The 11,981-nt window shown below is 40.3% G+C and carries 13 protein-coding genes; 2 read left to right on the top strand and 11 right to left on the bottom strand.

Features of this window, described 5'->3' with window-relative positions; all coding sequences use genetic code 11:
- A partial coding sequence (locus tag HP439_RS14555) for an alpha,alpha-trehalose-phosphate synthase (UDP-forming) (RefSeq protein ID WP_172391068.1) occupies positions 1-850 on the top strand: 850 nt, incomplete at its 5' end.
- Between the two features lie 74 nt (positions 851-924).
- Positions 925-1,425 carry a thioredoxin family protein gene (locus tag HP439_RS14550; protein ID WP_172391067.1) on the top strand — a complete coding sequence of 167 codons (501 nt, stop codon included), beginning with the start codon at positions 925-927 and terminating at the stop codon, positions 1,423-1,425.
- A 75-nt stretch (positions 1,426-1,500) separates the two neighbouring features.
- Here HP439_RS14550 and HP439_RS14545 read toward each other — a convergent pair whose 3' ends face one another.
- The 11 genes from HP439_RS14545 to HP439_RS14495 all read right to left on the bottom strand — a co-directional run bounded on the left by HP439_RS14545 (position 1,501) and on the right by HP439_RS14495 (position 11,879).
- A complete protein-coding gene (locus HP439_RS14545; RefSeq protein ID WP_172391066.1) occupies positions 1,501-2,388 on the bottom strand; it encodes a dienelactone hydrolase family protein in 888 nt (295 codons plus the stop codon).
- A gap of 164 nt (positions 2,389-2,552) precedes the next feature.
- Complete coding sequence (locus tag HP439_RS14540) at positions 2,553-2,945, bottom strand: barstar family protein (RefSeq protein ID WP_172391065.1); 393 nt, start codon at positions 2,943-2,945, stop codon at positions 2,553-2,555.
- Between the two features lie 70 nt (positions 2,946-3,015).
- Positions 3,016-3,411, bottom strand: a complete 396-nt coding sequence (locus HP439_RS14535; RefSeq protein WP_172391064.1) for a MauE/DoxX family redox-associated membrane protein — start codon at positions 3,409-3,411, stop codon at positions 3,016-3,018.
- A 118-nt stretch (positions 3,412-3,529) separates the two neighbouring features.
- A complete protein-coding gene (locus HP439_RS14530) occupies positions 3,530-4,561 on the bottom strand; it encodes an ATP-grasp domain-containing protein (protein WP_172391063.1) in 1,032 nt (343 codons plus the stop codon).
- 9 nt (positions 4,562-4,570) lie between these two features.
- On the bottom strand, positions 4,571-6,409 hold the full coding sequence (locus HP439_RS14525; protein ID WP_172391062.1) for a peptidase MATCAP family protein: 1,839 nt from the start codon (positions 6,407-6,409) through the stop codon (positions 4,571-4,573).
- Positions 6,396-7,178, bottom strand: a complete 783-nt coding sequence (locus tag HP439_RS14520) for an N-formylglutamate amidohydrolase (RefSeq protein WP_172391061.1) — start codon at positions 7,176-7,178, stop codon at positions 6,396-6,398. Before HP439_RS14520 ends, HP439_RS14525 begins: the two co-directional genes overlap by 14 nt.
- A gap of 211 nt (positions 7,179-7,389) precedes the next feature.
- Positions 7,390-7,935: an NADPH-dependent FMN reductase gene (locus tag HP439_RS14515; protein ID WP_172391060.1), complete on the bottom strand. Its 546-nt coding sequence runs from the start codon at positions 7,933-7,935 to the stop codon at positions 7,390-7,392.
- A 74-nt stretch (positions 7,936-8,009) separates the two neighbouring features.
- Positions 8,010-8,309 (bottom strand): DUF4342 domain-containing protein, encoded by a 300-nt coding sequence (locus HP439_RS14510; RefSeq protein ID WP_172391059.1) that lies wholly within the window; start codon positions 8,307-8,309, stop codon positions 8,010-8,012.
- 50 nt (positions 8,310-8,359) lie between these two features.
- Positions 8,360-9,313: a DUF4407 domain-containing protein gene (locus HP439_RS14505; RefSeq protein ID WP_172391058.1), complete on the bottom strand. Its 954-nt coding sequence runs from the start codon at positions 9,311-9,313 to the stop codon at positions 8,360-8,362.
- A 3-nt stretch (positions 9,314-9,316) separates the two neighbouring features.
- Positions 9,317-9,847: a hypothetical protein gene (locus HP439_RS14500; protein ID WP_172391057.1), complete on the bottom strand. Its 531-nt coding sequence runs from the start codon at positions 9,845-9,847 to the stop codon at positions 9,317-9,319.
- A 175-nt stretch (positions 9,848-10,022) separates the two neighbouring features.
- The gene (locus tag HP439_RS14495) at positions 10,023-11,879 is read right to left on the bottom strand and encodes a TonB-dependent receptor plug domain-containing protein (protein WP_172391056.1); all 1,857 of its coding nucleotides are present in this window, start codon (positions 11,877-11,879) and stop codon (positions 10,023-10,025) included.
- Between the last annotated feature and the right edge of the window lie 102 nt (positions 11,880-11,981).

Here is an 11,981-nt window from a genome sequence, read left to right as displayed (position 1 = left end):
CAGTCACACCCCGTTTAAAGTTATCAAGAAGATTAATGCTGCAAAACAATTCCTTACCTATAGCTGCGCACTGGGCGTTGACCAAATGACTAAGATTATTGAGATCGATGGTCGCCAGATTAGATTAGGGGCGCAACCGGTTGGGGTTAATATGGAGAAGATAGAACGCACTTTAAAAGACCCCAAGATTCGAGAGAATATTGAAGATAACTTATTCCGAAAATCGGAAAATGGTGTCAGCCGAATACTTTCTGTTGAGCGATTAGATTATGTGAAAGGGCCGTTGGAAAAGATACAAGCCTTCGGTGAATTTCTAGAAGAGTATCCTGAATATCACGGAAAAGTTGAGCTGATCAACATTTGTACTCCGCCCTCACAAGGCATGCGGATTTACGATGAAATTCGTGATGAAGTGAATAGAGCGGTGGGGGAAATAAATGGGCGATTTTCGACAATGGACTGGGTACCGATACAATTTTTCTATCGATCGTTACCATTTGAGGAAGTTGTGAGTCTGTATGCTACTAGCGATATTGCTTGGATTACCCCATTACGAGATGGCTTGAATCTGGTCGCTAAGGAATATGTGGCCGTACAAGGACAGATTAAAGGTGATGGCGTGCTTGTGCTATCAGAATTTGCGGGAGCGTCCGTAGAGCTACCTTATGCAATTCTTACTAATCCTTATGATTTGAAGAGTATGAAAGAGAGTTTGCTACGTGCGTTGTTAATGCCTTCAGAGGAACGCTCCTCACGTATAAAACGGCTGTATGATCAGGTAAAGTATTTCGATGTTCATTATTGGGGGAAAGATTTTGTTAAGGAGTTGGAGAAAACTAGGAAGGGATAGGGTCTGTAAGTGTAGTTTGATATTAAGTTTAGCTAGAAATGGTATCTTTGGTCGGATTTAATTGGTATACCGTAATGAAAACGATAATTTTAGCATTAATATGTATAGCTGGGCTTGGATTTTATCAAACTGCCTATGCACAAAATAAACCCGCAGTGGAAAGAGATGCACTGGTTAAACCTTATGATCCAAAAGCAGATGCACAGGATGATATTGACAGGCTTGTAGAACGGGCAAATTCGGAAAACAAAAATATTATTTTGCAAGCGGGAGGAAATTGGTGTATTTGGTGCTTGCGTTTTAACAATTATATACAGAGCGATATCGACATTGCAACTTTCCTGGAAAAGAATTTCCTTTATTACCATTTAAATTTCTCTAAAGAGAATAATAACGAAGAGGTTTTTAAAAAATACGCACCCGAAGGATCGAAGTTAGGTTACCCTTTTTTCATTGTTATGAATCAAAAGGGTGAGGTGCTAGAAATCCACGATAGTGGCTCTTTAGAGGATGGTACTGGATATGATAAACAAAAGGTGCTTAGCTTTTTTGGAAAACACATTCGCCATAAATAGGATTCAGTAGTAGATCCCTTAAACAATAGTTATTAATATTAACAACGGCCGTTCTTAGTTCGTCCGTTGTTAATATTATGCTAAATGAATATTGAAAAATTCGATCGTCCTGTCCCATGCTAGTTGCGCTGCTTGGGGATCGAAACGCGGTGTACTGTCGTTGTGAAATCCGTGATGTGTACCGGGATAACTATGGGCTGTATATTTTTTGTTGTTGGCTTTCAACGTTTTTTCGTAGGCGGGCCAGCCTTTGTTAACACCTTCATCCTGTTCCGCAAACTGCAATAATAATGGAGCTTTTATATTAGGAACCTCTTCTAAAGGAGCCTGTCTGCCATAAAATGGCACAGCAGCTTTCAAGTTTGGCATTCGCGCTGCCATCATATTGGATATCCATCCTCCGAAACAAAATCCGACAACACCTACTTTTCCATTGGAACGTTCATGCCTACTTAAATAATTAGCAGCTGCTATAAAGTCTTCTAACATGGAATCTCCTTCTCGCTTGGCTTGTAATTCGCGACCATCATCGTCGTTGCCAGGGTATCCGCCAAGCGGTGTTAGAGCATCAGGTGCCAAGACCAGGAAACCTGCTTTTGCGGCCCGTCGTGCAACATCTTCAATATATGGATTTAAACCTCTGTTTTCATGAACGACTACAACGGCACCCAGTTTTTTCGTAATTTTTACAGGGACTGCTAGTAATCCTTTGATCTCACCTCCGCCTTTAGGAGAGGAATAGGTGATATAGTCAGTTTGAATGTCGGGGTCATCCTTTGCTACTTGCAATGTGCTTTGATAGTCTGGACTAAGGAAACTGAGTAAGGCCGGTACTGTTAAACCGCCCACTGCATAAAGTGAGAGCTTTTGCATGAATGCACGCCTAGAAATACGGTTGTGAGCATAATCGTTGTAAATGATAAATATCTCCTCGTTAATGTCTTCTTTTTTGATGTTTTGCATGGTCGGAAATTTTAAAGGTCTTCTGAATATACGTGATTTTTTGCAAATCTCCCAAGGAGACAGCGAGAGCTAGCGAGAAAGCCAGAATTTTATTTATGTTGTAACAGTGGTTTCGATTATCCTCCGAATATAGTGAAACCGGAGGGGACGTTATCTCAAATGTATCATTTGGGAATCAGCGTTATATTAGTATGTTCGCTAATAATTTCAAGAATAATTTCGAAGTAGGTCATTCCTTTTCCTTGTTGTAACTCATCGATTTTCGATTGTATGAAATCTATATTAAATACGCTAGGCTTTAACAGTTTTTTTTGATAATGCTCTAATGTTAGCTCATACCCCAAATCAACCCTGTTTTTCTCGAAATTTAACCAGATTAAATTAATAGCTTCGTTGCCTTCGATGATCCCGTATCCGCCGTATAAAAGATCGTTTAGTGCGTCAAGACTCTGCCCTAGATTCCAATCAACGCCCCGCATAAAAAGTTCGTTGATATGCTCGTAGAATGATGGTATGTCGTGTATCTTATTCCCCTGAATAGTTATCGTTTTGACCATGATGAAATTTTAAAGAAGGATTAAACGAAGTGTTATTTGCAAATTTAATCCTTCTTTTGTTAGAATCGTTTTATGATTCGGTCCCGACACTATCGTGTTGTACCAAAATCATGTATCTCTTTTTATTATCCCATATAACCCAAAGATTGATTAAAACAAGAGGTAGCACGAACGCAAGCCCACTGGGATCAAATGTAACTGTATGGGTAAAAATGCCGACAACGATTGGTAAACATACTAAAGCGCCCAAAGCGCGCGTGCGTGGGATGATAAATAGAATGCCCCCAATTATTTCAAATATTCCAACCAGTGGTGTGATCCAACTTAGTGTTAAAAATGCTTCATGTATTTTTAACTGTTCTGCAGTCTGTTCAGGCATAGGCATGTTAGGAATGAATTTTGTTACACCAGCGAAAATCAGCATCAAGCCAAACAGTAGACAGAGGATAAATTTTAGTACTTTCATAGTAGTAGATTAAGTTCTTGTTAGCGTATATTTTTCTCTCAAATCTAAGAACTTATTTTTTATTTTTACCCTTCTTGTTAATTTGTTGTCATATGTCAAGTTGCTGTCTTGTAGTTTGTTAAAGTGTTTTGTTTAATTCATGTTCTGCTTTCTGCCGTTGGGCGAACTTTTTTTCTAAATGAGCAATAACGTATGTGAGGAAATCTACATTGTTTAATTTACTAGCATGTATCAATGCTCCTGGACTAAATACGTTTATTTCCATGATCACGTTGCCGACGATATCAAGGCCAACGAAATACATACCATCGTCTTTCAGCTTCTGACTTACTTGGCTTATTGTCGCTAGGATCTTTTTTGTGATGCGTGCTACCTTGGCACTGCCTCCCTGGTGAATATTGCTGCGGATATCTCCCTTTTGTTGCACCCGCGAAATGGCTGCATATTTCCCATCTACGAGTACAGGCTCTCCATCAAGCAAAAAGAATCTTATATCACCTTTGGCTGCAGCAGGGAGGTATTCTTGTGCGAGCAGGTAACCGTCCCGCGCGATGACTTCGACGGTTTGTTTTAAGTTATGCTTTTCACCTTTTTTTACCATAAAAACATTTTTCCCACCCGATCCAGTAAGTGGTTTTAGGATGATTTTGTCTTTTTGTTGTTCCAAAAAGTTGACTACATCTTCATAACTACGTGTTACAAGAGTTTTCGGACGAATTTCTTTGGGAAAGTATTCCAAATACATCTTGTTGGTCGCTTGCATCAATTGATCGGGATCATTAATCACCCAAGTCCCCTGGCGTTTCATTAGCTGTGCAAACTGGAGCGCTGTCGGTGATGCCCAAGGTCTAGCAATCATATCAGTGACCGGATCATGACGTATCCAAAGTAAATCAATTTGGTCCGAAGTGATAAACTTTTTTTCTTTTTTACGTAAAATACGCATCAAATCTTTGTGGTCGGTGACTCGATCGGAAGACTCTAATACGCGGCAATGTGCACCTACTGTATTTTCATCATGGTAGGCAAAGTCAGCAAGGCCAATGTAAAGTATCTTATGGCTACGTCGATGAGCTGTTAATGCCAAATATGTTGTTGTGTATCCGCTAAGTTCTTTATGCGTCTGGTTGATCAAAAATGCTATTGTCATATGTCGATGTTAATAATTTATCATTTTGAAAATGCTGCTAAAAAGTTGTAGATTATTTAGTTTATCAATATAGGGCGGTTGCAAATATCTAGGGGTAAGAGCGGGTTGCCTTAGGATACCGCGCTGCATAAGGTCTTTTATTATAGGAAGATAGTCTTCTCGTATCTTGCCGATCGTAAGAATTTTTAAATCACCTCCATTCTGTATATATCGGATGAGTTCAATAAACCCTTGTAAGTAAACTGCGTCTTTGGTTAGTCCTCCCGACCGGAATACACGCATCGTCATGCTATATGAGGTTTTGATACCGAAATTAAAGTCTTCATGGAGCATACTGAAAGTATCATTGAAGCTATGTCCCATCAACATGTGACGAACGGCAAGCACTCGTCCTGCAAGTGTTCTCAGACGTTCATTTGTTAGCCCGCCGACCAGAAACTCGGCAAGCACTGCAAGTCCTTCCTGGAGCTGTTCGTAACCAGGCACACCTTGTCGAAATATGCTGAAATTCTGCTCTTTCCCGTTAAAGTAGGTGATGATATGCGTTCCCACTTCGTGTTGTATTAAGGCGAGGGCACGCTTACGCGATATTTTGTATTGTTTGCTGATATTAAGAACACCGTGATTGACCATTACCCCAGATATGTCATCACGTATACGTACTGTACTACCGAACTTGGGTGACTGTTGTTGTAAGAAAGCAAGTTCTTGTTCGGCGAGCTTGGCAAATTCCGGAGCGAGGACGTACTCAGTGTCTTCTTGATCAAGAGTCGGGGTAGAGTCAATCGCAATAAGTAATGCTTTGGCCGTTTCATATAGATCATCACTGACGTTGCCGAACACCATCAGACTACCATATTTAAAATCAGGTGTATTGCGAGAGGCAAGCATGGTCATCATGTCGTCGAGTTCCCTGCGTTTATCGCGGAACAGGTATGCAATCGTCGGATCGTAAATATCTTCGATGGGTAGATTATATAAATTCCGTTTAACCAGATCGGGATCAACCGGAATCGGTCGGTAATGAAAAGTAGGTGTCTTTCTGTAGCCATCACTTTGATACTGTAGCCAAGCCTCATGGGCATTTATTGGTGTTGTCAGTAATAGAAAGTCGAACTTCGTACTTTCTCTGAGCAACACATTGTCGATTTCGTATATCTGTTGGTTAAGCCTTTCATGAACCTTCATTTTAAAATGGGCGGCGCGGATATTCGTATGCAGACGAACGAATTCAAAGAAAAGGCGGGAAAGACTTTTTGCGAGGGACTCCCTGAAAATACGTGCTAATAATGGCAAGTGTCTCCCTTCAGTACTTTGATAACGCTTTCGTATTGATATACCTAATGCGATTACAATGTTCGCTTTCGCTGCGGTTGTCTCGATTATCGGTGGCTGATTCGGTGGGCAGGGAAGCTTGCTTGTCTTTTTTAGATCGACAAATAACTCATGAGCTTCGTTACGGATATTTTTCGCAAGATATTCCGCGAGATCGAGTGCATTTTTCTGTGAAAGATGTATCGCAATATCTTCGGTTTGTTTTTCAGAGGCTGTCCATACTTCGATAAGTAAACAGGTCCCGAATTGGTCCGCAAGCGCTTTGGAAATAATTGGAATCCATTTGTTTAAGTCCTCACCCTCAGCCTCCGGATCGAAGATGATACTTGCGTGCTCAGATTTAGCTAATTCGGACAGCATTCTATCTTTACCGTTCTGGGGAATACGGTAGACGAAAAGATAGGGCACTATTTTGTTGAACACAATTTTTCCTTGATTTGGAATTTGTGTATGAATTGGCGCTCGATCGGATATTGCCTTTTTTATTTGTGTTAGTATTTTATCCTGCGGCATCTATTTGCTTGCTTTTGAAATCTGTAAGTACGTGTAGCAAAAGTTGTTTGTATGATTGTATTAGCGGCATATAAGGAACGCCTGTCCATTCGTCCATGAAGTCTTTTCGAAATTCAATTGACAATACACAGCCTTTTTTACCATATTTGGAGATTAGGTGCTGGGCAAGATTGCCGCCTTTAAACTTAACATTTTCCCGTATATCAATAGGGGCTTCCATAAATTGTTGAGAGGCCACGCTATCGATAAAGCGGTCAATAGTATTACGCCATTTCGGGTGATTGTAAAAAGTTCCTAAATTTATTTGTGGATTAGCTTGTTTATCAATTGGCTGATCCGCTGATTCTCGCTTTGCATTGTAGCTGTGTATATCCCAAACCATAAAGTACCCATATCGATCAATCGTCTCTTCAATCAACGCGTCGATCTGTTGATAAGTATCCTTATATACAGATCGAAGCGCCTGGATCATATCTTTGGGGAGGTCGTTCCAAACCGAAAAACCCCAAGCTTGGTCAGGATGGAGGTAAATTGCGTCTTCAATTTTTCTATTGATATCCAGCTGAAAACGAGATGTGCTCACCAGGAACTGGTTTATAGGCAGCTCTGCCATGCATCCCGTATGGGGATCTTCCTCGCGGAAGCGTGTTTTCTCGTCGATCTGTAAATAAGGTTGGAGCTGTTCGTCAATTTGGTGGCTGTCGTGAACTGCAAAAGCCCAATATGGGCTTTCGGATTTATTTACCCGGAACTGAAATAAATTACCCATTTTAATGCCTTTCTTTAGTTATTAAGAATAACACGATTCTAGCCAAATAGTTTGTTAAACTCAACGGATATTAATGCGATAATCGGCAGTATATTCGGAAATAATAAAAGCCTACTCTCTCCATCTCTTTAAATTCGAAATGGGGGAGTAAGCGTGGACTGAAAATATATTTGTGATTTTCAGCTTTTATGTTTTAAATCGGAAACAGGTGTTAACGACTAGCAAAATCTGCGAAAGATCGGAGCACATTCTTTAGAAAATCTGCAGTCTCAGTTTTGGTAAGGTTTCCGTTCTCGTCAAAATATTCTTGTACGTTCGCAAGATATACTTCTGGCTGCTGCATCGCTGGCATATTTAAAAAAACGAGCGATTGGCGTAAGTGGTGATTGGCCCCAAAACCACTAAGTCCACTTATCGACGAAGACACGACTAGTGCAGGTTTGCCTTCCCATACGCTTTGACCATACGGTCGGGAGCCAACATCGATAGCATTTTTTAATACTCCGGGTACGGACCTGTTGTATTCCGGGGTGACAAAGATGATAGCGTTCATAGACTTCACTTTTTGACGGAACGGTGCATATGCAGCAGGTGTCCCACCTTCGTCGAAGTCCTGATTATATAGGTTAAGATCGCCGATTTCAATTATTTCCAGTGTACAGTCAGCAGGAGGATTTTTGACTAAATAATTAGCGACCTTCCTGTTGAATGATTCTTTTCGTAGTGATCCAACGATCACACCAATAGACTTTGCCATAACATTTTTGTTTATTCACTTAATAAATAACAAAAACTCGGGCATTTGGTTTTTGAGGTCGTTGGATCAACGCCTTATTTCACCTCTACAGTTGTGCCGCTTTCAGCAGGTGGTTCTGGGTTAATGTTGTCATCGTCCTTTTTCTTTTCTACTGTGATTTTACATTCGGTTAAAAGTGCAGCTAAGGCTCCCACTGCTGCAAAAATAGGGGCAAAAACAACGCCCACCACACCGATGGTGACCGGAAAACTCATGATTTCTTTCCCCGACTTGTCAGAGAGACTGATTTTTGTTACGTTTCCCTCAGCGATGATTTCTTTAATCTTTTTTAAAAGGTTTTCGCCGTTCACGAAAAATGTTTCTTTGATTGACATATGGATAATTTTTAAAGTGAATTGATTGAATTTTATAAGTTATTCATTGTTTATGTAGTGCCTAATTTATCTAACATCTGAATGCGTATTGCTGTTTGATGCTGAACTAGCCTGTCATAATCGGATTCTTTGTCTGTTAGTTTCATAACGAGAACAAAGAGTTCAATTGCCAGAAAAAATAACAGGAACAGTAAATATACGAATATTCCGATACTGGATGAAGTTACTACGTCATGGAGGAGGGTGAGTTCATCTAAAAAACCGGTTTTGGCTTTGAGTTCTTTTTCTTTACGTTCTTTGATGGTCGTGATGGACGCGGAGAGTTCAAACTTTTTAGTCTGCAGGGTTTCAATCTGTTTGTGTAACTGCTCCATTTCCAATTTTTTTGGATTCTCCATAACCGATTTGTTCGTTGAACGGGTACTATTGATAGCTTTACCTTGGTTATCTGTGGTTACACTGCGATTAGTGTAGCTGGTGACAATAACTGGATTTTTTTGGAGCTCCTTGCTTACCTGTTCATATTTTTGCGTGGTAGTGGAAATGTGTTTATCAAGATCATCAATTTGTTTTTGTAGATCGTTTTCAGACTGCTTAACCGCAATTTTTACACGATCGTCCATCACCTGCGCTTTACGAAGTTCGATATCGTCTTTGAATGTAATTTGATCCATGATGAATGCTCCTAAAATAGACATCACAATGGCCAATAATACCCTGAAGAGCGTCGACCAAGAGCTCACTTTTGTCGAAAGAATGATGATGCGTTCTATTTGAATGATTACAAAACTCATGATTACCCCTCCGATCATACCTCCCCATAGTTCTAGGTGTAGATATCTGGTTGCGAAACTAAAGCCAATAAAAAACCATACCAATATGATTAGCAGCATGGCCGATGTATATTTACGCACATTTTTAGAAGACTGTTCACTGGAGTTCTTAACAAGATTATAGTTGAAACCTGTTAGGAAGCAGCCGAATTTTAACCACCAATCTTTCATCCCTTAGAATTTTTTTGTTAATAAATATGCTTGTGTAATTGACGCCATCCCTTTCATGAATCCCCGTTTGTATGCGAGGATCGCGCGCTCGCAAAGGCCAGAATCGGTGTTAAGCGCTTCTTCGAATTGGTAAACTTTTTCTATGTGCGCTTGCAGATCTGTCTGTTTTATTTTGAGTTCGTCAACCAAATCGATAAGTCCGGCCCGTGAACGTGAATGGATATGAAATTGCATGTCCTTCATTAGTGATTGATGATACGTCTTGACTTGCTGTATAAGTATCTCCAAATCGTACTTGATGAGTTTGATGTTGTCGTTTTTATAGCCCTCATCGGCACTTACTAAGGCGTCATTGAAACCACGGTCTTCGAAGTCCTGCTGAAGAAAAGCATAGATTAAAAATATTCCTTGATTGTCGTGAACCGACGATCCGTTAAGTTGCGATTGATCAACTTTAGGGGGTGCAGTTTCTGTATTGGACTGCTCAACTAAGTCGGTTTCTGTTTTACGTTTAAATGCTGTGAACCATCCCATTGCTCATTGTTTAGTGTTCAGCAAAGGAAAGGTAATCAAGAGTTTGTTTTTATAGAAATTAGGTAAGTTAAAAGAAAAAATAGGTAAAGTACCTACTAAGGTCGGTGAAAATATTGCATTCACCGCCAGAAAATAAAAAAGCCGAGTCAATCTTTTTGCTCGGCTAAGTCGTATTTTAATTATTTTTTTTGTGCCAGTGGTATTTCACACCTAAAGAATACCAACGCCCGGGCATCGGAATAGCACCGGATTCTACGTAGGTCTGATCGAATAAGTTCTGTACATCACTATAGATTGTAAACGGAGTAAGGTTATATCCTAGCCGAAGATCAGTTAATAAATAAGAATTATCAGAAATACGTTGATTAAACCTATTGGCGAGAGAAACATTCCAATCAGAAGTGCTTGCTGTTAATAGGAGCTTAGCTTGATGTTTTAAGTTTTCTAGGGTGTATTTTGAAGAAAATCCTTTCACTGGTATTAAGGTAGGATCTAGATAACTGTATCCGACGTTTGCGCTATAGGAAAAGGCCCCAGCGGAAAGAGTGTAACTAAAATTCGTATTTATCCCGTTAACTTTGTTTCCTCCCATGTTAAAAGGTTGGAAGGGTTCTTGCTCATTTGCGCGCAACCAATCAATGAAGTCGTCTATTTTACGGTAAAAATAACTTGCATGAGCGATAATGTGCTCATTCTCGTATTTTATAGCGCCTTCAATTTGCCACGCGTTTTCGCTTCTTAGTTTCGGATTTCCGATATTTCCTGTCTGCTGAAGGTAGAGGTCTGTGAAAGTAGGTATGCGTTGGCTTGATCCAGCATTGATAATAACCTTCCATTCTTTGTTCAGTTGATACCCAACATCGAAGCCGGGATACAGCTGCCAGCCAAATTGGCTGTTGTAGTTCAGATAGGCGCCGACATTCAAGGTTAAATTGTCAATTTTATCGGTCGTAAATTCGGTATAGGCGCCGTGGTTATCTCGGTTATAGCTGCCCATGTTTGAGCTCGTTATTTTTTCAAGGCGAGATTCTAAACCTAAACCGAAATCGCCGAAGGAAGTAACATACCGGGAATTTATTTCTGCAGCAAAACTGTTATTAAAATGCAAGGAGCGGCCTGTGCTGATATCATCCCCGAAATAACGATAGTCGTCCTCATTGTATCTGTTGCTTATTCTGGGACTAACATACAGTTTATCATTAAGTTGGTGATTGGAGCTGATGCTCGCGAACACGGTCTCAACAATTTCTTTGGAGTTTTTGTCGCCGGGCGACGCATAGAATCCATTAGCTCCAAAATCATTATACATGTAAGTTCCTAGCCACTCAATTTGGTTGCTAGAGTTAAGCGTTGTCTGTCCTTGGTACAGAATTTTATCAATATCGCCTGCGGTGTTGTAACGCTGGCCGTTGGTTTTTTCTTTGTTGTAAAAGACCTGATGTTGTTGCTGCTTTCCTAACCAGCTTGCCCCGATTTGGGTGCCAAAGTGGTGATATATGCCCTGTTTACCTTCTTCTTCACGCTCTTTGAAGGATGATCCTGTGTATATATTTGCTTGAACCGATGTATTGGTTACCTGACGTGTGATGATATTTACCGCACCTGTTAATGCGTTGGCGCCATAAATACGTGCAGCAGCTCCGCGAAGTACTTCGATGCGTTCAATCGCATCGAGAGGGATCGGCAGGTTGAGGCTGTGATGTCCGGTTTGTGGGTCGGAAACTTTTGCCCCGTTGACCAGTACGAGGGTTTGATCAAAACTACCTCCATCTATACTAATATCTGCTTGCGTGCCTAGTGGTCCACGTTGACGAAGATCTACACCGTTTAATAAACCTAATACTTCATTGATGTTTTTCACAGGCAGTCTGTTAATTTGCTCTGCGGTGATGATTTCTATGTTACGATTATCCTGATGAAAGGGAATCTGTAATCGGTTTTGATTGATGATAACTTCACGTATATTGGTCGTGTCTTGTGCCTGTGAAAGCAAAGGAAGTAAAGCCAATAAACTTATCGATCTAAATTGCATGGTTAAATTTTAGTTTGCCAAAACTAGAAATTTCAGATGAATTACCGAGAGATGACGCGCAACCTTTTAAGTTTTTTTTTATGTTAGTCTACAGAAAGTGCG

Origin of the sequence: Sphingobacterium shayense (genome assembly GCF_013179575.1) — a bacterium.
GTDB classification, from domain to species: Bacteria; Bacteroidota; Bacteroidia; order Sphingobacteriales; family Sphingobacteriaceae; genus Sphingobacterium; species Sphingobacterium shayense.
Note: the sequence above shows the minus strand (reverse complement) of the source record. Positions and strands in the feature narration are given on the sequence as shown.

Coding starts and splice junctions, on each gene's coding strand:
- HP439_RS14505 (WP_172391058.1), bottom strand. CDS start 9,313: ATGAAAGATTGGTGGTTAAAATTCGGCTGCTTCCTAACAGGTTTCAAC.
- HP439_RS14540 (WP_172391065.1), bottom strand. CDS start 2,945: ATGGTCAAAACGATAACTATTCAGGGGAATAAGATACACGACATACCA.
- HP439_RS14530 (WP_172391063.1), bottom strand. CDS start 4,561: ATGACAATAGCATTTTTGATCAACCAGACGCATAAAGAACTTAGCGGA.
- HP439_RS14550 (WP_172391067.1), top strand. CDS start 925: ATGAAAACGATAATTTTAGCATTAATATGTATAGCTGGGCTTGGATTT.
- HP439_RS14500 (WP_172391057.1), bottom strand. CDS start 9,847: ATGGGATGGTTCACAGCATTTAAACGTAAAACAGAAACCGACTTAGTT.
- HP439_RS14510 (WP_172391059.1), bottom strand. CDS start 8,309: ATGTCAATCAAAGAAACATTTTTCGTGAACGGCGAAAACCTTTTAAAA.
- HP439_RS14535 (WP_172391064.1), bottom strand. CDS start 3,411: ATGAAAGTACTAAAATTTATCCTCTGTCTACTGTTTGGCTTGATGCTG.
- HP439_RS14545 (WP_172391066.1), bottom strand. CDS start 2,388: ATGCAAAACATCAAAAAAGAAGACATTAACGAGGAGATATTTATCATT.
- HP439_RS14525 (WP_172391062.1), bottom strand. CDS start 6,409: ATGCCGCAGGATAAAATACTAACACAAATAAAAAAGGCAATATCCGAT.
- HP439_RS14520 (WP_172391061.1), bottom strand. CDS start 7,178: ATGGGTAATTTATTTCAGTTCCGGGTAAATAAATCCGAAAGCCCATAT.
- HP439_RS14515 (WP_172391060.1), bottom strand. CDS start 7,935: ATGGCAAAGTCTATTGGTGTGATCGTTGGATCACTACGAAAAGAATCA.
- HP439_RS14495 (WP_172391056.1), bottom strand. CDS start 11,879: ATGCAATTTAGATCGATAAGTTTATTGGCTTTACTTCCTTTGCTTTCA.